Here is a 21,208-nt window from a genome sequence, read left to right on the forward strand (position 1 = left end):
CTCAGGAGAACGTTATGGCGGTAATAGCATTTATCGGATTAGGTCAGATGGGGGCGCCGATGGCGAGCAACCTGCTAAAGCAAGGCCATCAACTCAGCGTTTTTGACGTTAACCCGAATGCCGTTCAGCAGTTGGTAGAAAAAGGCGCGCAGCCCGCCAATAACCCCGCTCAGGCAGCAAGAAACGCTGAATTTGTCATCACGATGCTGCCAAACGGCGATCTGGTGCGCAGCGTATTGTTCGGCGAACAGGGCATTTGCGAAAGCCTCTCGCCACAGGCGCTGGTGATTGATATGTCCACGATTCATCCGCTGCAAACCGACAAACTGATTGCCGAGATGCAGGCTAAAGGCTTCAGCATGATGGACGTTCCGGTCGGGCGCACCTCGGATCACGCGATTGCGGGTACGCTGCTGTTGCTGGCGGGCGGAACCGCAGAACAGGTAGAGCGTGCCACATCAGTGTTAATGGCGATGGGTCATGAACTGGTCAATGCTGGCGGGCCTGGTATGGGCATCCGCGTGAAGCTGATTAATAACTATATGAGCATCGCGCTGAATGCGCTCTCCGCCGAAGCGGCCGTATTGTGCGAAGCGCTCGGCCTCTCCTTCGATGTGGCCTTAAAAGTGATGAGCGGTACACCTGCCGGAAAAGGCCATTTCACCACCTCCTGGCCAAACAAAGTGCTGAAAGGCGATCTCTCCCCCGCCTTCATGATCGATTTGGCTCACAAAGATCTTGGCATCGCGCTGGATGTCGCTAACCAACTGCACGTCCCAATGCCGCTCGGCGCGGCCTCTCGCGAAGTTTATAACCAGGCTCGGGCGGCAGGTCGCGGTCGGGAAGACTGGACCGCCATTCTGGAGCAGGTACGTAACAGCGCCGGACTCCCTGCCAAAGTAAAAATGTAACGACTGTATAAAGGAAAATTGAATGAACAACTACACCATCAAAGACATTACGCGCGCATCCGGCGGTTTTGCCATGCTGGCGGTCGATCAGCGTGAAGCGATGCGCCTGATGTTTGCAGCGGCTGGTGCAGCATTACCGGTTACCGACAACGTGCTGACGGATTTCAAAGTCAATGCGGCAAAAATCCTTTCGCCTTATGCCTCCGCCATTCTGGTGGACAAGCAGTTCTGCTACCGCCAGATAGTGGAACAAAATGCCGTGGCTAAAAGCTGCGCCATGATTGTTGCTGCCGATGAGTTCATTCCTGGCAACGGTATCCCCGTAGATAGCGTAGTGATTGATAAAAAAATCAATCCGCAGGCTGTGAAGCAGGATGGCGCTAAAGCCCTCAAGCTACTGGTGTTGTGGCGCAGCGATGAAGATGCCCAGCAGCGTCTTGATATGGTTAAAGAATTTAATGAGATGTGCCACAGCAACGGCCTGGTGAGCATTATCGAACCGGTCGTTCGCCCACCGCGTCGCGGCGATAAATTCTGTCGTGAACAGGCCATTATCGAGGCGGCAAAAGAGCTGGGTGACAGCGGTGCTGATCTCTACAAAGTCGAAATGCCGCTCTACGGCAAAGGCTCCCAGCAGGAGCTACTCACCGCCTCCCAGCGCCTGAATGAAAATATCAACATGCCGTGGGTCATTCTCTCCTCCGGCGTCGATGAAAAACTATTCCCTCGCGCAGTCAGCATTGCCATGACGGCTGGCGCATCGGGGTTCCTGGCAGGACGCGCGGTCTGGTCATCGGTTATTGGTCTGCCGGATACCGAGCTGATGCTGCGCGACATCTCTGCGCCGAAGTTACAGCGTTTGGGCGATATCGTTGATGAAATGATGGCCCGTCGCCATTAATACAAGGAGCAAAAAAATGAAATGGTTTAACACCTTGAGCCACAACCGTTGGCTGGAGCAGGAAACTGACCGCATCTTTAACTTTGGTAAAAACGCAGCGGTGGCAACTGGGTTTGGCTGGCTGGGAAATAATGGCCAGGTCAAAGCCGATATGGGAACCCATTTGTGGATCACCGCGCGTATGTTGCACGTCTATTCTGTTGCCGCATCGATGGGCCGCCCTGGCGCATATCAGTTAGTCGATCACGGAATTAAGGCGCTCAACGGCGCATTGCGCGACACACGCTACGGCGGCTGGTACGCCTGTGTGAACGATAACGGCGTAATGGATGCCACCAAGCAGGGCTATCAGCATTTCTTCGTATTACTTGGCGCAGCCAGCGCCGTCACGACCGGCCATCCGCAGGCCAGACCATTACTGGATGACGCCATCGAAGTGATTGAAAAGTACTTCTGGAGCGAAGGCGAGCAGATGTGTCTGGAGTCCTGGGACGAAGCCTTCAGCCAGACGGAAGATTATCGCGGCGGCAACGCCAACATGCACGCGGTTGAGGCTTTCCTGATTGTTTATGACGTCACCCATGACCGGAAATGGCTCGATCGCGCGCTGCGTATCGCCTCGGTGATTATTCACGACGTGGCCCGCAACGGCGAGTATCGCGTTAACGAGCACTTCGATTCGCAGTGGAACCCTATCCGCGATTACAACAAAGATAACCCCGCTCACCGCTTTCGCGCCTATGGCGGCACACCGGGCCACTGGATCGAGTGGGGCCGCCTGATGCTGCACCTGCACGCCGCGCTGGAAGCGCGCTTTGAAACCGCTCCCGCCTGGCTGCTGGAAGATGCCAAAGGTTTGTTCCATGCCACGATTCGCGACGCCTGGGCGCCGGACGGCGCAGATGGCTTTGTCTACTCGGTGGACTGGGACGGTAAACCTATCGTCAGTGAAAGGGTGCGCTGGCCAATTGTTGAAGCCATGGGCACGGCCTACGCGCTGTATACCCTCACCGGCGATAGCCAATACGAAGCCTGGTATCAGAAATGGTGGGATTACTGCATCACTTACCTGATGGACTACGAAACCGGTTCATGGTGGCAGGAGCTGGACACCAATAACAAGGTGACCACCAAAGTCTGGGACGGCAAGCAGGACATTTATCACCTGTTGCACTGCCTGGTGATCCCGCGTCTGCCGCTAGCGCCAGGGCTGGCTCCGGCGGTTGCCGCTGGTCTTCTGGATATCAACGCCAAATAAGTCACAAGGATAGCAGCCATGCACAGCAGCGGAAAAACCATTCAACTTCAGGCCGGACACTACCAGGCAAAAATCGTGACGGTTGGCGCGGGGCTGGCGGAACTGACGCACGATGGGCGCCATGTCGTCATTCCACACAAGCCTGAGGAGATGCCGCAGGCGCATCTGGGGAAGGTCTTAATTCCCTGGCCAAATCGTGTCGTGAACGGCTGCTATCAACATAACGGTAAGACCTTCCAGCTTGCCGTTAACGACCCCATTTCGCATACCGCCATTCATGGGCTTCTGGCCTGGCGGGACTGGCAGATTAACCAGCAGTCGGCATCGGAAGTGTCGCTGATGATTTTTCTGCCGCCGTCTTACGGTTATCCCTTTTCGTTACTGGTCGAAGTGACCTATCGCCTGGATGCGCTACAAGGCCTGGATGTATTTATCACGACCCTGAATATCGGTTCCCAATCCGCGCCTTACGGTGCTGGCGCGCATCCTTATTTAACCTGCGATCTTGAGAATATAGAGAGCTGTACGCTAACCCTGCCAGCAGATGAAGTATTTAACCTCGATACCCAGGAGATAAATCGCGTTGAGCACACGGCACTAGATTTCACCACGCCGCGTCTTATCGCCGCCACGCAGATCGATAACACCTTCAAACCCTCAGCTTTCGGGGATGAATGGGAAGTTAGCGTTTTCAGCGCATCAAAAAAAATGACGACGTACTTACGTTGCGACCAGCCGTGGCTACAGGTTTACAGCGGCGAGAAATTACATCGTCTGGGGCTTGCCGTAGAACCCATGACCTGCCCGCCAGATGCCTTTAATTCAGGAATCAGCCTTATCTCTCTGGCCCCCGGCGAGATGCATCGGCTGCATTTTTTAATCGGTGCCGAATAACCCTATCCCAAAACAAAAATTACCGAATGACCCTACACCTACGGAGACGAAAATGAATTCGTTACAACAACGGTCAAGAGCAGTAGAACTCACTGCGTTAGCGGATGGATTTACCTTAACCTATCAACAACGCCTGATTTTACGCCATAGCACTGAAAACCCTTGCCTGTGGATAGGTGCTGGCGTTGCCGATATTGATATGTTTCGTGGCAATTTCAGCATTAAAGATAAGCTCAATGAAAAAATCGCCCTGACTCATGCCGTGGTCAGCGAGTTGCCTGACGGCTGGCGGGTACAATTCAGCCGTGGAACGACCCTCAACGCAACGCTACATATCTCTACCGATGAACAGGGCCGCCTGAAGCTGGATCTGCAAAACGGCGACCTCAGCCACAATCGCATCTGGCTACGACTGGCCGCCAACCCGAACGATCACATCTACGGCTGCGGCGAACAATTTTCTTACTTCGACCTGCGCGGCAAACCGTTCCCACTGTGGACTAGCGAGCAGGGCGTGGGGCGTAACAAAAATAGCTATGTCACCTGGCAGGCCGACTGCAAAGAGAACGCTGGCGGCGACTATTACTGGACCTTCTTCCCGCAACCCACCTTCGTCAGCACGCAAAAGTACTACTGCCACGTTGATAACAGTTGCTATATGAATTTTGATTTCAGCGCCCCGGAGTACCACGAGCTGGCGCTGTGGGAAGGCAACACCACCTTGCGTTTTGAGTGCGCTGATACCTATATCTCGCTGCTGGAAAAACTGACCGCGCTGCTAGGCCGCCAGCCGGAGTTGCCGGACTGGATTTACGATGGCGTCACGCTGGGTATTCAGGGCGGGACCGACGTTTGCCAGCAAAAGCTGGACGTGATGCGTAACGCGGGCGTGAAAGTGAACGGTATCTGGGCGCAAGACTGGTCTGGGGTGCGCATCACTTCATTTGGCAAGCGTGTGATGTGGAACTGGCAGTGGGACGCCGACAACTACCCGCAACTGGATTCCCGCATTCAGCAATGGCAACAAGAAGGTGTGCGCTTCCTCTCTTATATCAACCCGTATGTCGCCAGCGATAAAGCGCTCTGCGCCGAAGCGGCAAAACGCGGCTATCTGGCGAAAGATGTCTCTGGCAATGACTATCTCGTTGAGTTTGGTGAGTTCTATGGCGGTGTGGTCGATCTGACCAATCCCGAGGCCTACGACTGGTTTAAGGCGGTTATCAAAAAGAACATGATTGAACTGGGCTGTGGCGGTTGGATGGCAGATTTTGGCGAATACCTGCCAACCGATACCGTCCTGCACAACGGCGTCAGCGCTGAAATCATGCATAACGCCTGGCCCGCGCTGTGGGCGAAATGCAACTACGAAGCGTTACAGGAAACCGGCAAGCTCGGCGAGATCCTGTTTTTTATGCGCGCGGGTTACACCGGCAGCCAGAAATACTCCACCATGATGTGGGCAGGCGACCAGAACGTTGACTGGAGCCTGGACGACGGCCTGGCTTCGGTAGTGCCTGCGGCGCTGTCGCTGGCGATGACCGGTCACGGCCTGCACCATAGCGATATCGGCGGTTACACCACCCTGTTTGAGATGAAACGCAGTAAAGAGCTACTGCTACGCTGGTGTGATTTCAGCGCCTTTACCCCGATGATGCGTACCCACGAAGGCAACCGCCCTGGCGATAACTGGCAGTTCGACGGCGACGCAGAAACGATCAATCACTTTGCCCGCATGACCACCGTCTTCACCACCCTGAAACCGTATCTCAAACAGGCCGTCGCACAAAACGCGGCAAGCGGCCTGCCGGTCATGCGCCCGCTGTTCCTGCACTACGAGGACGATGCGGCGACCTACAGCCTGAAATACCAGTATCTGCTGGGGCAAGATCTGCTGGTTGCGCCGGTTCACGAGCAAGGACGCAGCGACTGGACGCTCTACCTGCCAGAAGACAACTGGGTTCATGCCTGGACCGGCGATGTGTACACCGGCGGAGAGGTGACGGTGAAAGCCCCTGTGGGACAACCACCGGTCTTTTATCGGGCTAACAGTGAGTGGCAACACCTGTTTAATCAGCTTAGCGCTTTGTAATTCAAGGAAAGAATATGGACTTCTTTACTCTGTTTACTCCAGAGGGTGTTCCTCTGGATTACGGCGTGATGGCTGTCGTGATTGCCATTATGTTTATGTATACCTTTGTCGGGATCTGCGCAGGCTTTGGCGGCGCGCTCACCACGATGCCATTGATAACACTGCTTTTACCGCTAAAAATGGCCGCCCCCATGTCGGTGATTGTTGGTACGGCAACGGCGCTGTATGCCACCTGGCTTTCGCGCAAAGAGACGCAGTGGAAATCGGCGTTAGTGCTGATTCTGTTTTCCTTTGCCGGTATCCCTGTGGGCATTTACGCGCTCTCTTATTTGCCCGATCACATCATGAAAATCGGCCTCGGCGGCTTTCTGATCCTCTACTCCTTCTACAGTTTGTTTATTCCTCGTCTGCCGGTCTATGACAAAAACTGGATAGCCATGCCGATTGGCGTGATTGCCGGTGCGTTGGGTTCAGCCTTCTCAACCAATGGGCCGCCTGTGGTTATCTACGGCATGTTGCGAAATCTCGCGCCAGCGGCTTTTCGCGGCACGTTGAACGCGTTCTTTACGGCCAACAATATCGCCATTATTGGCGGGCTGACCACCAGCGGCATTTTGACGATTTCGACCATTAAACTGGTGCTGTTTTGCGTGCCCACCATGATTCTTGGCTCACTGGTGGGCCAGTACGTGCATAAACGAATTTCCGTCAATGTCTTTCGAATCATGGTCTTTTTGCTGCTGATAGCCTCGGGCGCAATGTTGATCAAAGGCGCTACGGGTATCTCCACGCTGGCTGCGTTACTCCCAGTATTTGCGCTGCTGTTGGTGCTCCAGATTCTTTTTGGCAAAAAAGTGGCGGCTATTCGCGCCGCGAGCCAGATTTAGCGGGGAAGAGACGATGAGTCAGCCAGTCACCGAATGCGGTAATCCGGCCAGTCTGCGGTTGCCGTTTAAAGAGAAACTTGCCTACGGAATGGGCGATCTGGGTTCTAATATCCTGCTGGATATTGGCACGCTGTATTTGCTGAAGTTTTACACCGACGTGCTGGGTTTACCTGGCACGTATGGCGGGATTATCTTTTTGATCGCCAAGTTCTTTACCGCGTTTACCGATATGGGCACTGGCATCATGCTCGACTCGCGGCGCAAGATTGGCCCTGGCGGAAAATTCCGTCCGTTTGTGCTGTACGCCGCTTTTCCGGTCACGCTGTTAGCCATCGCCAATTTTGTCGGCACGCCTTTTGAGATCACGGGTAAAACGGTGATGGCGACGGTGCTGTTCATGCTTTATGGCCTGTTCTTCAGCATGATGAACTGCTCCTACGGCGCGATGGTCCCAGCCATCACCAAGAACCCGGACGAACGTGCGTCACTCGCCGCATGGCGTCAGGGTGGAGCAACGCTCGGCTTGCTGCTGTGCACGGTCGGGTTTGTTCCGGTGATGAACGTGATTGAGGGCTGCTCTCAGCTCGGCTATCTCTTCGCCGCCACGCTGTTTTCCCTCTGTGGGCTGTTCTGCATGTGGTGTTGCTATCGGGGCGTGAAAGAGCGCTATGTCGCGACGCAACCGGCGCATACGCCCCAGAAAGTGGGGTTACTGGCATCGTTTCGGGCCATCGCGGGTAACAGGCCGCTGTTTATTCTCTGTATCGCCAATCTGTGCACGCTCGGTGCATTCAACGTCAAACTCGCCATTCAGGTTTACTACACCCAGTACGTACTCAACGACCCGCTTTTACTGTCGTATATGGGGTTCTTTAGCATGGGCTGCATTTTTGTCGGCGTATTTATGATGCCCGGCGCGGTACGCCGCTTTGGCAAAAAGAAAGTCTATATCGGCGGGCTGCTGATCTGGGTGGCGAGCGATCTGCTCAATTACTTCTTTGGCGGCGGGCCGTTCAGCTTCGTGGCGTTCTCCTGCCTGGCCTTTTTCGGTTCGGCCTTCGTCAACAGCCTGAACTGGGCGCTGGTATCGGACACAGTGGAATACGGCGAGTGGCGCACCGGCGTGCGCTCGGAAGGGACGGTCTACACCGGATTCACCTTCTTTCGAAAAGTGTCGCAGGCGCTGGCGGGTTTCTTCCCCGGCTGGATGCTGACTCAAATCGGCTACATCCCTAATGTCGTCCAGTCTGCTGGTACGGTTGAAGGATTGCGTCAGCTGATTTTTCTTTATCCGTGTGCGCTGGCAGTGGTCACCATTGTGGCGATGGGCTGTTTCTACAACCTCAATGAGAAGATGTACGTGCGCATTGTGGAAGAGATAGAAGCCCGTAAACAAACGGTATAACAACAATAATCAACAGCGCCCTGCGGGGCGTTACTGAGGGGCGATTATGTCTGACCATGATCCGCTAACGCTAAAATTGAGCCTACGGGAAAAATGCGCCTATGGCGTAGGTGACTTTGGCTCAAACCTGATGCTGAGCATCGGCACGCTGTATCTGCTTAAATTTTATACCGATGAACTGGGGATGCCCGCCTATTACGGTGGCATTATCTTTCTGGTGGCAAAGTTCTTCACCGCCTTCACCGATATGTTGACCGGTGTTCTGCTCGACTCACGGCGCAATATTGGCGCAAAAGGCAAATTCAGATCGTTTATTTTGTATGCCTCATTTCCTGTTGCGCTGGTTGGGACAGCGCAGTTTTTAGCCACCGATTTTACGCTCACGGTTAAAACCGCGCTGGCAACCGCGCTGTTTATGCTATTCGGCCTGTTTTATAGCCTGATGAACTGCTCCTACGGGGCGATGGTTCCCGCCATCACTAAAAACCCGCACGAGCGCGCCCAGCTTGCTGCCTGGCGTCAGGGTGGCGCAACGTTGGGCTTACTGCTGTGTACCGTTGGCTTTATGCCGATTCAAGGGCTTTTTACTGCTTCGTCTGCCCTGGGGTATCTGAGCACCGCGCTGATTTTCTCCACCTGCGGGTTGTTCAGTATGTGGTGGTGCTTTCGCGGGGTGAAGGAGCGCTATATCGAAAACGTGCCGGATCATCACAAGCCCAGCATTTACAAGTCGTTCTGTGCCATTTTCCGTAATCCTCCTCTGCTGGTGCTGTGCATCGCCAACCTGTGTACGCTGGCGGCGTTTAACATCAAGCTGGCAATTCAGGTCTATTACACCCAGTACGTGCTCAACGATATCCATTTGTTGTCGTGGATGGGTTTTTTCAGCATGGGATGTATTTTGCTCGGCGTGCTGCTGGTTCCGCTAACCGTGAAACGCTTTGGTAAAAAACGGGTTTATCTCAGCGGCCTGGCGTTATGGGCCATCGGCGATGTGCTGAACTTTATCTGGGGCGAGACGTCGTTTTCATTTGTAGCCTTCTCGTGCATGGCCTTTTTCGGCACGGCGTTTGTTAACAGCCTGAACTGGGCGCTGGTCCCGGATACGGTTGATTACGGAGAGTGGAAAACGGGGATTCGCGCTGAAGGTTCGGTCTATACCGGCTACACTTTTTCACGAAAAATTTCCGCCGCGCTTGCCGGGCTTCTGCCTGGCATTATGCTGACGCAAATCGGTTATATCCCTAATATCGTCCAAAGCGACGCCACCCTGCTCGGTTTACGCCAGCTCATTTTCCTCTGGCCGTGCTCTCTTGCCATTATTGCCGCTCTGACTATGGGCTTCTTTTATAAGCTCAATGAAACGCGCTTTGCTTTGATTATTGAGGAAATAACCCAACGAAAGAATCGCGTTTTTCAACCCGACAATGTGAGTACTGAAGAAAAAACAACGGCGATGAGCATATAACTGCAATGGCCGCTATTTTCTGAAACCACTTTTGATATAAAAAAACCGCTGAGATAGTCAGCGGTTTTCTTCATATACAGGGATAGCGCGATATCAAGCCTCAGCCGCTAATCTCTCTTGCTTAAGCTGACTAATGCGCTTAACCAACATCACAGAGACTATCGCACCACAGAACGCGAAGCCGGCCATAATACCGAATACAATTTTATAGCCCACAATACCTGGATTTAAATCCAGAATGTAGCCGTAAAGGCTAAAGCAGAACATTGCTGGTGCATAACCGATAAAACTTCCCAAAGCCATCGCCGCCCCAGTCTGATTTTCGGCAATGTTCGCTTCACCAATCGGTGCAAAGAATACGGCGCGTTGCGTAAAAACAATAGCGCCAAAGCCCAGGGTACACATCATGCCTAAATAAACTGGCATACTTTCATGGGGCAACATAATCAACAGAACCAACGCCACGGTACTGATAACAAAGGTGTAGCACAGGTATTTACTAGGTGATTTCAGTATTTTATCTGAAATCATTCCACCAATTGGCCCACCAATCATTTTCAGGCAGTACTGGTTAATAATGCCATATGCCCCCACCAGCGCAACTGGCAGCATATAAACATTTTTTAAGAACGGAATAAAGAATGTCAGACCGCAGTAAACGGCATAAACAAAGAAGACATTGAAAGCGATGAGCCAGATCGTTTTGTCCTTCAGTACCGATGACATACTGGTACTTTTAGATGCATCATTATCCTTTTTCACTTCAACTGCGGGTTCTGTTTCTTTATCATTCAAAACAAAGAAGATAATCACACCCACCACCATCACGATAATGGAATAGAACCAGATACCCGCTTTGAAGCCTAATAAACCGCTGCCAAACCAAGTAAACACGGCCAGAGCGGTGAAAGCGACCACGGTGTCAACAATCCCACGGCCCGTTTCGAAGAAGCCAAACAGGCGCCCCTGTTGTTCGCTATTACCCAACCGGCTTACCGATTTCAGTAGCACTGGCCAGTTCATCATGTCACAGGTGACACCAAACAATGCCCAGACAAAGAGGATCCCCCAATATCCCGGCATAGTGGTCAAATAAACCCCCAGTAACCCGGTGGCAATCAGTGACAATGACATGGAGTATTTACGCGGCAGTTTATCGGCAAAGTAAATCGATAGAAAAAAACCAACCGTCGTGACAAATGAGTTTACCGACATCGCGTTGCCAATTTGCCCATTGGTCAAATGGAAATATTCCTGCATCGGTATATAAAACGCATCTTTCAGTGAGGGTAATTTATAGATAGTACCACCACATAGCGTTAATAGACTAAATAACGCCCATTTCTTTTTTGTGAGCATAACATTCCCTAAATGATTATTAAAATCACTTATTTAAAGAAAATAGAGACCTGACCATTCACTTATGAATGGTTTTTATTAATCGGATTTAAATTAGAAAGTTATTATTTATTTAAAAGGTGAGCTGCCTCTTGTTTAATCTGTTGCAATACATCCCTGACAAATTTTATCTGATTTATAGCATCCTCTTTTTCCTTGAGTAGCCGCATGTCCAGCTCATGAGCTTCCGGCAGCGGTGTTTCGCTCAGTTGACGATAAGGGATCCACGGATTGTCATCTTCATTTGTAAAACGAAACGCTGGTGCATAATAATCAACTTCCTCTTCCAGCCCATAAGCCATTACCTGTGGTTTCTCGTCACCCAGGCAAATAAGTTCCGTTAACAACGCTTTAAAGGGCATATCTCCCTGGCCAGAAATACAGGCTTTATGCCCCAATCCACCGTCTTCCTTGATGATCAGCGCATCTTTAATATGAACCTGCGTAATATGTGGGGCCATCGTTTTCAGAGCGTCAAGCGGATGCTCATTAGCATTGATCATGTTCGCAAAATCAAATAATAAGGAGAGTGAGTCCATTTCACCTTCCTGAACTAATGACACCAGCTCATCACTTTTCAGATCTTCATGCTGTTCAAGTGTAAAAGTTAAGCCGCTGCTTTGATAAGTATCTCGTATGTAAGCAATATCCTTAGCGATAATCGACATTACTTCCTGCAAATGACCTTCATAGCGTGGATAAAAGCGAACAGATGATGCCCCTGTTTTTAGCGCAATTTCCGCCGCCTGATCGATAGATTTTCTATCCGAAGCGCTTGTTTCAATATGCACGTCAAGATTAAGACGGCGAGCTTTATCACCAAAAGCAGATAACTCATCGTTATTCATGTTCTCAAGCGAGAAACGCTCACCATCCAAAACGTGAACTTTTACACCACACAATTTATTTTCATGAGCAATATCCAGCAAATCATTCGGTAATATTCTTTCAAGCCGCATGTTTAAATGATAAGCATAAGCATGAAGATAAAGAGGAAGTGTATCGACACGTTGCAGAATTTTTATCGCATTATTTGTTGTGAGCATAAAACACCTACAGGTTAATGATGAGGTCAACAGCCTCAAATCGCCAATATTCAATATCTATTTGCACGATGTTGCCATCCTGATCGGCTCGATGCTTTTCAATTAAAATTGCAGGCATACCCGCAGAGCCGCCAATAAATTTACTGATATCCCCCGGCATTCGGACTGGCTTAAAAATCAGTTTTTTTACAACCGTCTCTTTTTGATAGCACTTTTCCCATACAGTAGAAAAAGATCGGTTCTCTAGCTGATCAATAAAACCCGGAGCAACTTCGGGATTAATAAACGTTTCATGATAGAAAACTTTATGCCCTTCCAGCGCTCCCCAGCCTGTCACTCGATACAATTCAGCCGATGGTATCGCCGCCATCAGTGGAAGCACCGTCTCCGGTAGCTCGGCGATACGGCTTTTCTCCATAAAACCCCAGGAAGGCTCTCTGCCCTGCTCAATGGCTGCGCGCTGGAAGCTCGCGGATAGTTCTGGGCTGTAATTGAAACGCGGCTGCGTGACAAACCACCCTTTACGATCCTTACGGAATATTTTTGATTCCGCCTCCAGGTTAAGTAGCGCCTGGCGTAGCGTCATGCGCTTAATACCCAGCAGCTCTCCAAGCTCTCTTTCTGAAGGAAGTTTTCCACCTGGCGTCGTAATGCCATCTTTTAACCAGCGGTCTAATTTCTCTTTCGCATTTTCAACGGTAGATTGATTACCCGTCATTGTTTAACCCTTTTGGTTTAAACCAGATGAGGTATCTTACGCTCACGACGAAAAAGAAAGCAAACAGCGCCGAAAGTCTTTGCAGATAATTGTGACAAAGCTCTCTTAAGGGGGGTGGGGACATAATTCTGGCGAAAAAGTAGCGCTGAGAAGCGGCATATTGCGACATTCCGCCGACTCATCAGGTAAAAAAAAACCTGCCATCGTAGGCAGGTTTTTGCTGTCATTAAAAAAGAAATTAATCTTCTTTTGGACCACGCATCGCGCGTTTACGATCGTTCTCGGTCAGGTGACGTTTACGAATACGGATAGAAGTTGGAGTTACTTCTACCAGTTCGTCGTCATCGATGAATTCCAGAGCTTGCTCCAGAGTCATTTTCTGTGCCGGAACCAAGGTCGTAGCTTCGTCAGTACCGGAAGCACGCATGTTGGTCAGTTTCTTACCGGTCAGGCAGTTTACAGTCAGGTCGTTAGAACGACTGTGAATACCGATGATCTGGCCTTCGTAAACTTCTGCGCCGTGGCCCAGGAACAGTTTACCACGGTCTTGCAGGCTGAACAGTGCGAAGGCAACTGCTTTACCCTGACCGTTGGAGATCAGTACGCCGTTCTGACGCTGGCCCACTTCACCCGGACGAACGTCGTCGTAGTGGCTGAAGGTGGAGTACAGCAGACCCGTACCGGAAGTCATGGTCATGAATTCTGAACGGAAGCCGATCAGACCACGGCTAGGAATCACGTAGTCAAGACGTACGCGGCCTTTACCGTCTGGATTCATGTTTTTCAGGTCGCCTTTACGCTCGCCCAGTGCCTGCATAACAGAACCCTGGTGCTGCTCTTCGACGTCCAGCGTTACGTTTTCGAATGGCTCTTGTTTACGGCCATCGATTTCGCGGAAGATAACTTTCGGACGGGAAACCGCCATCTCGAAACCTTCACGACGCATGTTTTCAATCAGTACGGACAGGTGCAGTTCACCACGACCGGAAACGCGGAATGCATCAGCATCCGGGGTTTCTTCAACACGCAGTGCCACGTTGTGCACCAGCTCTTTCTTCAGGCGGTCAAGAATCTGACGAGAGGTAACGTATTTACCTTCTTTACCACAGAATGGAGAGGTGTTGACGTTGAAGAACATGGTTACCGTTGGTTCATCAACGGACAGCGCTGGCAGCGCTTCGACGTTCTGCGGGTCGCAGATGGTGTCGGAGATGTTCAGTTCACCCAGACCAGTGATTGCGATGATATCGCCCGCTTCCGCCAGGTCGCTATCGATACGCTCCAGACCCAGGTGAGTCAGTACTTTACCGACTTTACCGTTACGGGTTTTGCCTTCGCTATCAATGATAGTGATCTGCTGGTTTGGTTTCACTTTACCGCGTTTGATACGGCCGATACCGATAACACCAACGTAGTTGTTGTAGTCCAGCTGGGAGATTTGCATCTGCAGCGGGCCATCCAGGTCTACGTCTGGAGCAGGTACATGGTCAACAATCGCCTGATACAGCGGGGTCATGTCTTCCGCCATATTTTCGTGATCAACACCAGCAATACCATTCAGCGCAGAAGCGTAAATGATAGGGAAGTCCAGCTGCTCGTCGGTCGCGTCGAGGTTAACGAACAGGTCGAATACCTGGTCAACAACCCAATCAGGACGTGCGCCTGGACGGTCAACTTTGTTGATAACAACAATTGGCTTCAGGCCGTGAGCAAATGCTTTTTTGGTCACGAAGCGCGTCTGCGGCATCGGGCCATCCATTGCATCAACAACCAGCAGCACGGAGTCTACCATGGACATTACACGTTCAACTTCACCACCGAAGTCGGCGTGCCCTGGGGTATCAACGATGTTGATACGGTAGTCATTCCATTTGATAGCGGTGTTTTTCGCGAGGATGGTAATCCCACGCTCTTTCTCCAAATCGTTGGAGTCCATCACACGCTCTTGTGTTTCAGCACGCGCATCAAACGTACCGGATTGCTGGAGCAGCTTATCAACCAGGGTAGTTTTACCATGGTCAACGTGCGCGATGATGGCGATGTTACGCAAATTTTCGATCACAACTTTGCCTCGGGCATTAGAAATAGCGCGTTATTGTACACGGATTAATCGCACTACAAAACAGGATCACAGAGATCCTCCGCAAACAAGTATTGCAGAGTTTCTTTGTGATCGCTTTCACGGAGCATAAAAAGGGCACCTAATCACAATTTGCACCAATATGGTGCTCAACTCAATGGGATAAGCACTATAATGGTGCAAAGACGCTATCGTGGTGCAGCCCTTTTGCACTATGGTGCGCATGATAACGCCTTTTGGGGGTGATTTAAAAGTTGGCACAGATTTCGCTTTATATTTTTCAGGGCAACAACGCCACTTTTAAGCAGTGATTTAAGACCTCGTTACCACGACGACAATGACAAATCCGGGAGATGTAAAGTATGTCCGCTGAACACGTTTTGACGATGCTGAATGAGCATGAAGTGAAGTTTGTCGATTTGCGCTTCACCGATACCAAAGGTAAAGAACAGCACGTCACTATCCCTGCTCATCAGGTAAATGCCGAATTCTTCGAAGAAGGCAAAATGTTTGACGGCTCCTCCATCGGCGGCTGGAAAGGCATTAACGAATCTGACATGGTTCTGATGCCGGACGCATCTACTGCGCTCATCGACCCGTTCTTTGAAGAATCTACCCTGATCATCCGTTGTGACATCCTGGAACCAGGCACACTGCAAGGCTACGACCGCGACCCGCGCTCCATTGCTAAACGCGCTGAAGAATACCTGCGCGCTACCGGCATCGCAGACACCGTTCTGTTTGGGCCAGAGCCAGAGTTCTTCCTGTTTGATGACATCCGTTTCGGTGCATCCATCTCCGGTTCTCACGTGGCTATCGATGATATCGAAGGCGCATGGAACTCCTCCACCAAATACGAAGGTGGTAACAAAGGTCACCGTCCAGGCGTGAAAGGCGGTTACTTCCCGGTTCCTCCGGTCGATTCCTCTCAGGACATCCGTTCTACCATGTGCCTTATCATGGAAGAGATGGGTCTGGTCGTTGAAGCGCACCACCACGAAGTGGCGACCGCTGGCCAGAACGAAATCGCGACCCGCTTTAACACCATGACCAAAAAAGCGGACGAAATTCAGATCTATAAATATGTCGTTCACAACGTCGCTCACCGTTTCGGTAAAACTGCGACCTTTATGCCAAAACCTATGTTTGGCGATAACGGCTCCGGTATGCACTGCCACATGTCTTTGTCCAAGAACGGCGTAAACCTGTTCTCCGGTGACAAATACGCGGGTCTGTCTGAGCAAGCGCTGTACTACATCGGCGGCGTTATCAAACACGCTAAAGCTATCAACGCCCTGGCGAACCCAACCACCAACTCCTACAAGCGTTTGGTTCCGGGTTACGAAGCACCGGTGATGCTGGCTTACTCTGCTCGTAACCGTTCCGCATCCATCCGTATTCCGGTGGTGGCGTCTCCGAAAGCACGTCGTATCGAAGTGCGTTTCCCAGACCCAGCGGCTAACCCGTACCTGTGCTTCGCCGCGCTGCTGATGGCTGGCCTCGACGGTATCAAAAACAAAATCCATCCAGGCGAAGCCATGGATAAAAACCTGTATGACCTGCCACCAGAAGAAGCAAAAGAGATCCCACAGGTTGCAGGCTCTCTGGAAGAAGCACTGAACGCGCTGGACGCTGACCGTGAGTTCCTGACTGCCGGTGGCGTATTCACCAACGAAGCTATCGATGCTTACATTGGCCTGCGTACTGAAGAAAACGACCGCGTACGCATGACGCCGCACCCGGTAGAGTTCGAACTGTACTACAGCGTGTAATAACGTTTTAAGTTGTACTTTCTGGATGATGCCGTGTGATGCGGCCATCTGGAATTGAGTTGCCGTGGAAACTTTCAGCCCATCTCAGGATGGGCTTTTTTCTCCACCAACAACCTGATATTTCGCGCTTTTCATCAATTAAAAGCTATACTGCACTAAAACAGTGCAAGCCTTTTCAGGAGACTGCTAAATGGCAACAGGCGCACTGCCCGATGCTGGGCAGATCCTCAACTCGTTAATCAACAGTATCTTATTGGTTGATGACGATTTAGCCGTTCACTACGCGAACCCTGCGGCGCAGCAACTGCTGGCGCAAAGCGCACGCAAACTTTTTGGCACTCCACTACCTGAACTCCTGAGCTATTTTTCGCTGAATATCGGCCTGATGCAGGAAAGTCTCCTGGCGGGGCAAGGGTTTACCGATAATGAAGTGACGCTGGTCATTGATGGTCGATCGCATATTCTCTCGCTTACGGCGCAGCGTTTGCCGGACGGTTTTATCCTGCTGGAAATGGCGCCGATGGATAACCAGCGCCGTCTGAGCCAGGAACAGCTACAGCACGCCCAGCAAATCGCTGCACGCGATCTGGTGCGCGGGCTAGCCCATGAGATAAAAAACCCGCTAGGCGGCCTACGTGGCGCAGCACAACTGCTGAGCAAAGCACTGCCAGACCCAGCGCTAATGGAATATACCAACGTCATTATTGAACAGGCCGACCGCCTGCGTAATCTGGTTGACCGTTTACTTGGCCCGCAGCATCCCGGCACACATATCACCGAAAGCATTCACAAAGTGGCAGAGCGAGTGGTGAAACTGGTTTCGATGGAATTACCGGATAACGTCACGCTGGTGCGTGATTACGATCCAAGTTTGCCGGAGTTACCGCACGATCCCGACCAAATAGAACAAGTTCTCTTAAATATTGTGCGTAATGCGCTTCAGGCCTTAGGCCCCGAAGGGGGCGAAATCATCCTGCGCACTCGCACGGCTTTCCAGTTAACGCTGCACGGAGTGCGCTACCGTCTGGCGGCCCGAATCGATATCGACGATAACGGCCCAGGCATTCCATCACATTTACAGGATACGCTGTTTTACCCGATGGTCAGCGGGCGCGAAGGCGGCACCGGGCTGGGTCTGTCGATTGCGCGCAGCCTTATCGATCAGCACTCCGGCAAAATTGAATTTACCAGTTGGCCGGGTCATACCGAGTTTTCGGTTTACCTGCCAATTAAAAAATAAGGTGTGTTTATGCAACGAGGGATAGTCTGGGTCGTTGATGACGATAGCTCCATCCGTTGGGTGCTTGAACGCGCACTCACCGGCGCAGGGTTAACCTGCACGACCTTTGAAGGCGGGAAAGAGGTGCTTGAGGCACTGACCACCAAAACGCCCGACGTGCTGATGTCCGACATCCGTATGCCTGGCATGGACGGTCTGGCGCTGTTAACGCAAATCAAACAGCGCCACCCGATGCTTCCGGTCATCATAATGACGGCGCATTCCGACCTGGATGCGGCGGTCAGCGCTTATCAGCAAGGGGCGTTTGATTACCTGCCAAAACCGTTCGATATCGACGAAGCGGTGGCGCTGGTTGAACGCGCCATTAGCCATTATCAGGAACAGCAGCAGCCGCGCAATGTGCAGGTTAACGACCCAACCACCGATATTATCGGTGAAGCGCCCGCCATGCAGGACGTGTTCCGCATTATTGGCCGCCTCTCGCGCTCATCAATCAGCGTACTGATTAACGGCGAGTCTGGCACGGGTAAAGAGCTGGTCGCTCATGCGCTGCATCGCCACAGCCCACGCGTCAAAGCGCCGTTTATCGCACTGAATATGGCGGCGATACCGAAAGATTTGATTGAGTCTGAGCTGTTTGGTCATGAAAAAGGAGCGTTTACCGGCGCGAATACCGTGCGCCAGGGACGTTTTGAACAGGCCGATGGTGGCACGTTATTTCTTGATGAAATTGGCGATATGCCAATGGATGTACAAACGCGTCTGTTGCGCGTGCTCGCTGACGGGCAGTTTTACCGCGTCGGCGGCTATGCGCCGGTGAAAGTCGATGTGCGCATTATCGCAGCAACGCACCAAAACCTGGAACAGCGGGTGCAGGAAGGCAAATTCCGTGAAGACTTATTCCACCGTCTGAACGTGATTCGCGTCCACCTGCCGCCGCTGCGCGAGCGTCGGGAAGATATCCCTCGTCTGGCACATCATTTCTTGCAGGTGGCGGCGCGTGAATTAGGCGTGGAAGCCAAACTGCTGCACCCTGAAACGGAAGCGGCATTAACGCGCCTCGCCTGGCCAGGGAACGTGCGTCAGTTGGAAAACACCTGCCGCTGGTTGACGGTGATGGCCGCCGGGCAAGAAGTGCTGATTCAAGACCTGCCCGGCGAGCTGTTTGAAGCCAGCGTCCCGGATAGCACAGCGTCGGCGTCACTGCCGGATAGCTGGGCGACGCTACTGGCACAGTGGGCTGACAAAGCGCTCCGTTCCGGTCATCAAAACCTGCTTTCAGAGGCGCAGCCAGAGATGGAACGCACGCTGTTAACCACCGCACTGCGGCACACTCAGGGGCACAAGCAAGAGGCCGCTCGCCTGCTTGGCTGGGGGCGAAATACGCTGACGCGCAAGCTGAAAGAGTTAGGAATGGAGTAACGCCAGGAAAAGTGTAAATAGTGCTCGATTAGCGCAAATTGCTGCAATTTCGTACTTTACTGTTCCGATGAGTTGAGTATTATTCTGCCCGGCAATACGGGGGGACGAAAATGCTTGAATCATTAATTAATCTGGCGTCGAGTGGCGCGGCTAACCACTCACCACAAACCGCAATAGCCGCGGTGTTATGCGCCGCGCTGGTCGGGCTGTTCAGCTAGCGGGTTTGTCGGGTGGCGCTTCGCTTACCCGACCTACTTATTGAGATTTCGTAGGCCCGGTAAGCGAAGCGCCACCGGGCAACCCGGCTAAATAACGCGCGAGAACTGCTGCATCCGCGCTTTCTGACGCAAGTAAGCATCGAAGCACATACAGATATTGCGAATCAACAGCCGGCCTTTCGCGGTCACCTGAATCCCTTTCTCATCGATGTCCACCAGCCCATCCGCAGCCAGCGGAGCCAGCAAGGCCATGTCTTGCGCAAAGTAATCGCTAAATTTAAGGTTCCACTGCGTTTCAATCGCCGCAAAGTCGAGGGCAAAGTTACAGATAAGCGACTTAATCACATCACGGCGAATACAGTCATCGCGGGTTAAGGCGATACCGCGCCACAGGGCATTTCCTTGCTCAGCCACCTGCTGGTAGTAGAGTTTCAGCTCTTTTTGGTTCTGCGCGTAGCAATCGCCAATCATGCTGATTGCAGAGACACCCATACCTAACAAGTCGGTATCACCTTGCGTGGTATACCCCTGGAAGTTGCGGTGTAGCACGCCTTCGCGCTGGGCGATAGCCAGTTCGTTATCCGGGCGCGCAAAGTGATCCATCCCGATAAACTGGTAACCCGCCTGCGTCAGCGAGGCAATTGTTTCTTGCAGGATATCCAGTTTCTGTTGTGCAGATGGCAGGTCGGCATCTTTAATCTTGCGCTGCGCGGCAAAAAGCGTTGGCAGGTGCGCATAGTTAAATACGCTCAGACGGTCAGGATTCAGTTCAGCAACGCGCTGTAGCGTAAATGCAAAACTCTCCGGCGTCTGCTTTGGCAGGCCGTAGATCAGGTCAATATTGGTAGACGTAAAGCCAATCTCACGGGCGTGGTTAAGTAGCGCAAAGATGAAATCTTCGTCCTGCTCACGGTTAACCAGGCGCTGCACTTCTTTGTTGAAGTCCTGTACGCCCATGCTCAGGCGGTTAAAGCCCTCGGCGCGCAGGTGGTCAACAATATCCAGTTCAATTTCACGCGGATCGACCTCAATGGAGATCTCGGCATCCGCATCAAAATGAAAGTTTTCGCGCAACAGCGTCATCAGACGGCTAATTTGCGCCTTATTGAGATAGGTTGGCGTACCGCCGCCCCAGTGCAGTTGGCTAACATGACGGCCCGAAAACAGCGGCGCACGCTGGCGAATTTCTTGTTCTAGCACATCGAGGTATTGATCGGCTTTATGCTGTTGGCGGGTGACAATTTTATTGCAGCCGCAGAAGTAGCAGAGCTTGTGGCAAAACGGGATGTGGACATACAGCGACAATGGTCGCTCAGGGTAACGCGCAACGGCGTTGAGAAACTCAGATTCGCCAAAGGCGTCGGAAAATTCCAGTGCGGTGGGATACGAGGTATAGCGCGGCCCAGAATAGTTATATTTTTGGATCAGGGCCAGATCCCAGTCGATTAACTGCACAGACATGCTCACTCCTTCCGGTGGTGTCGAGAACGACGACGGCTTG

At 52.0% G+C, this 21,208-nt stretch carries 17 protein-coding genes; 12 read left to right on the plus strand and 5 right to left on the minus strand.

Annotation, left to right across the window (positions count from 1 at the left end; translation table 11 throughout):
• Nucleotides 1-14 precede the first annotated feature (14 nt).
• The 8 genes from yihU to AC6I4B_RS23065 are packed head-to-tail and all read left to right on the plus strand — an operon-like array spanning nucleotide 15 to nucleotide 9,813.
• Nucleotides 15-911: a sulfolactaldehyde 3-reductase gene (gene yihU / locus AC6I4B_RS23030; protein ID WP_497768445.1), complete on the plus strand. Its 897-nt coding sequence runs from the start codon at nucleotides 15-17 to the stop codon at nucleotides 909-911.
• A gap of 22 nt (nucleotides 912-933) precedes the next feature.
• Nucleotides 934-1,812, plus strand: coding sequence for a sulfofructosephosphate aldolase (yihT, locus tag AC6I4B_RS23035; protein ID WP_497768446.1), 879 nt, complete (start codon nucleotides 934-936; stop codon nucleotides 1,810-1,812).
• A 16-nt stretch (nucleotides 1,813-1,828) separates the two neighbouring features.
• Entirely contained in the window at nucleotides 1,829-3,070 is a 1,242-nt protein-coding gene (gene yihS / locus AC6I4B_RS23040) for a sulfoquinovose isomerase (RefSeq protein WP_497768448.1), read from the plus strand.
• An 18-nt stretch (nucleotides 3,071-3,088) separates the two neighbouring features.
• A complete protein-coding gene (locus AC6I4B_RS23045; protein ID WP_497768449.1) occupies nucleotides 3,089-3,964 on the plus strand; it encodes an aldose-1-epimerase in 876 nt (291 codons plus the stop codon).
• A 52-nt stretch (nucleotides 3,965-4,016) separates the two neighbouring features.
• The gene (locus tag AC6I4B_RS23050; protein ID WP_497768451.1) at nucleotides 4,017-6,053 is read left to right on the plus strand and encodes an alpha-glucosidase; all 2,037 of its coding nucleotides are present in this window, start codon (nucleotides 4,017-4,019) and stop codon (nucleotides 6,051-6,053) included.
• Nucleotides 6,054-6,067: 14 nt separating this feature from the next.
• Complete coding sequence (locus tag AC6I4B_RS23055) at nucleotides 6,068-6,940, plus strand: sulfite exporter TauE/SafE family protein (RefSeq protein ID WP_497768452.1); 873 nt, start codon at nucleotides 6,068-6,070, stop codon at nucleotides 6,938-6,940.
• A gap of 13 nt (nucleotides 6,941-6,953) precedes the next feature.
• The gene (locus AC6I4B_RS23060) at nucleotides 6,954-8,345 is read left to right on the plus strand and encodes an MFS transporter (protein WP_497768454.1); all 1,392 of its coding nucleotides are present in this window, start codon (nucleotides 6,954-6,956) and stop codon (nucleotides 8,343-8,345) included.
• 46 nt (nucleotides 8,346-8,391) lie between these two features.
• Nucleotides 8,392-9,813 (plus strand): MFS transporter, encoded by a 1,422-nt coding sequence (locus AC6I4B_RS23065; RefSeq protein ID WP_497768455.1) that lies wholly within the window; start codon nucleotides 8,392-8,394, stop codon nucleotides 9,811-9,813.
• Between the two features lie 93 nt (nucleotides 9,814-9,906).
• Here AC6I4B_RS23065 and AC6I4B_RS23070 read toward each other — a convergent pair whose 3' ends face one another.
• The 4 genes from AC6I4B_RS23070 to typA form a co-directional block, all read right to left on the minus strand.
• The gene (locus tag AC6I4B_RS23070) at nucleotides 9,907-11,172 is read right to left on the minus strand and encodes an MFS transporter (protein ID WP_497768457.1); all 1,266 of its coding nucleotides are present in this window, start codon (nucleotides 11,170-11,172) and stop codon (nucleotides 9,907-9,909) included.
• 104 nt (nucleotides 11,173-11,276) lie between these two features.
• Nucleotides 11,277-12,257, minus strand: a complete 981-nt coding sequence (locus AC6I4B_RS23075) for a sugar phosphate isomerase/epimerase family protein (protein WP_497768458.1) — start codon at nucleotides 12,255-12,257, stop codon at nucleotides 11,277-11,279.
• A gap of 7 nt (nucleotides 12,258-12,264) precedes the next feature.
• Nucleotides 12,265-12,975: a GntR family transcriptional regulator gene (locus AC6I4B_RS23080; RefSeq protein ID WP_497768460.1), complete on the minus strand. Its 711-nt coding sequence runs from the start codon at nucleotides 12,973-12,975 to the stop codon at nucleotides 12,265-12,267.
• Nucleotides 12,976-13,213: 238 nt separating this feature from the next.
• Nucleotides 13,214-15,037, minus strand: a complete 1,824-nt coding sequence (typA, locus tag AC6I4B_RS23085; protein WP_497768462.1) for a ribosome-dependent GTPase TypA — start codon at nucleotides 15,035-15,037, stop codon at nucleotides 13,214-13,216.
• 380 nt (nucleotides 15,038-15,417) lie between these two features.
• On the opposite strand from typA, the gene glnA reads away from it, so the two are divergent.
• The 4 genes from glnA to AC6I4B_RS23105 all read left to right on the plus strand — a co-directional run bounded on the left by glnA (nucleotide 15,418) and on the right by AC6I4B_RS23105 (nucleotide 19,707).
• A complete protein-coding gene (glnA, locus tag AC6I4B_RS23090) occupies nucleotides 15,418-16,827 on the plus strand; it encodes a glutamate--ammonia ligase (RefSeq protein WP_497768463.1) in 1,410 nt (469 codons plus the stop codon).
• A gap of 190 nt (nucleotides 16,828-17,017) precedes the next feature.
• Nucleotides 17,018-18,067: a nitrogen regulation protein NR(II) gene (glnL, locus tag AC6I4B_RS23095; protein ID WP_497768465.1), complete on the plus strand. Its 1,050-nt coding sequence runs from the start codon at nucleotides 17,018-17,020 to the stop codon at nucleotides 18,065-18,067.
• A gap of 9 nt (nucleotides 18,068-18,076) precedes the next feature.
• Nucleotides 18,077-19,489 (plus strand): nitrogen regulation protein NR(I), encoded by a 1,413-nt coding sequence (gene glnG / locus AC6I4B_RS23100; protein ID WP_497768466.1) that lies wholly within the window; start codon nucleotides 18,077-18,079, stop codon nucleotides 19,487-19,489.
• Nucleotides 19,490-19,599: 110 nt separating this feature from the next.
• Nucleotides 19,600-19,707 (plus strand): YshB family small membrane protein, encoded by a 108-nt coding sequence (locus AC6I4B_RS23105; RefSeq protein WP_497768468.1) that lies wholly within the window; start codon nucleotides 19,600-19,602, stop codon nucleotides 19,705-19,707.
• An 87-nt stretch (nucleotides 19,708-19,794) separates the two neighbouring features.
• Here AC6I4B_RS23105 and hemN read toward each other — a convergent pair whose 3' ends face one another.
• Entirely contained in the window at nucleotides 19,795-21,168 is a 1,374-nt protein-coding gene (gene hemN / locus AC6I4B_RS23110) for an oxygen-independent coproporphyrinogen III oxidase (RefSeq protein ID WP_497768469.1), read from the minus strand.
• Nucleotides 21,169-21,208: the final 40 nt, after the last annotated feature.

It is taken from the genome of Kluyvera fluvialis, from assembly GCF_059725275.1.

Excerpts from the sequence above, each read along its gene's own strand:
- yihU (WP_497768445.1), top strand. The coding sequence starts at position 15 with ATGGCGGTAATAGCATTTATCGGATTAGGTCAGATGGGGGCGCCGATG.
- yihT (WP_497768446.1), top strand. The coding sequence starts at position 934 with ATGAACAACTACACCATCAAAGACATTACGCGCGCATCCGGCGGTTTT.
- yihS (WP_497768448.1), top strand. The coding sequence starts at position 1,829 with ATGAAATGGTTTAACACCTTGAGCCACAACCGTTGGCTGGAGCAGGAA.
- AC6I4B_RS23045 (WP_497768449.1), top strand. The coding sequence starts at position 3,089 with ATGCACAGCAGCGGAAAAACCATTCAACTTCAGGCCGGACACTACCAG.
- AC6I4B_RS23050 (WP_497768451.1), top strand. The coding sequence starts at position 4,017 with ATGAATTCGTTACAACAACGGTCAAGAGCAGTAGAACTCACTGCGTTA.
- AC6I4B_RS23055 (WP_497768452.1), top strand. The coding sequence starts at position 6,068 with ATGGACTTCTTTACTCTGTTTACTCCAGAGGGTGTTCCTCTGGATTAC.
- AC6I4B_RS23060 (WP_497768454.1), top strand. The coding sequence starts at position 6,954 with ATGAGTCAGCCAGTCACCGAATGCGGTAATCCGGCCAGTCTGCGGTTG.
- AC6I4B_RS23065 (WP_497768455.1), top strand. The coding sequence starts at position 8,392 with ATGTCTGACCATGATCCGCTAACGCTAAAATTGAGCCTACGGGAAAAA.
- AC6I4B_RS23070 (WP_497768457.1), bottom strand. The coding sequence starts at position 11,172 with ATGCTCACAAAAAAGAAATGGGCGTTATTTAGTCTATTAACGCTATGT.
- AC6I4B_RS23075 (WP_497768458.1), bottom strand. The coding sequence starts at position 12,257 with ATGCTCACAACAAATAATGCGATAAAAATTCTGCAACGTGTCGATACA.
- AC6I4B_RS23080 (WP_497768460.1), bottom strand. The coding sequence starts at position 12,975 with ATGACGGGTAATCAATCTACCGTTGAAAATGCGAAAGAGAAATTAGAC.
- glnA (WP_497768463.1), top strand. The coding sequence starts at position 15,418 with ATGTCCGCTGAACACGTTTTGACGATGCTGAATGAGCATGAAGTGAAG.
- glnL (WP_497768465.1), top strand. The coding sequence starts at position 17,018 with ATGGCAACAGGCGCACTGCCCGATGCTGGGCAGATCCTCAACTCGTTA.
- glnG (WP_497768466.1), top strand. The coding sequence starts at position 18,077 with ATGCAACGAGGGATAGTCTGGGTCGTTGATGACGATAGCTCCATCCGT.
- AC6I4B_RS23105 (WP_497768468.1), top strand. The coding sequence starts at position 19,600 with ATGCTTGAATCATTAATTAATCTGGCGTCGAGTGGCGCGGCTAACCAC.
- hemN (WP_497768469.1), bottom strand. The coding sequence starts at position 21,168 with ATGTCTGTGCAGTTAATCGACTGGGATCTGGCCCTGATCCAAAAATAT.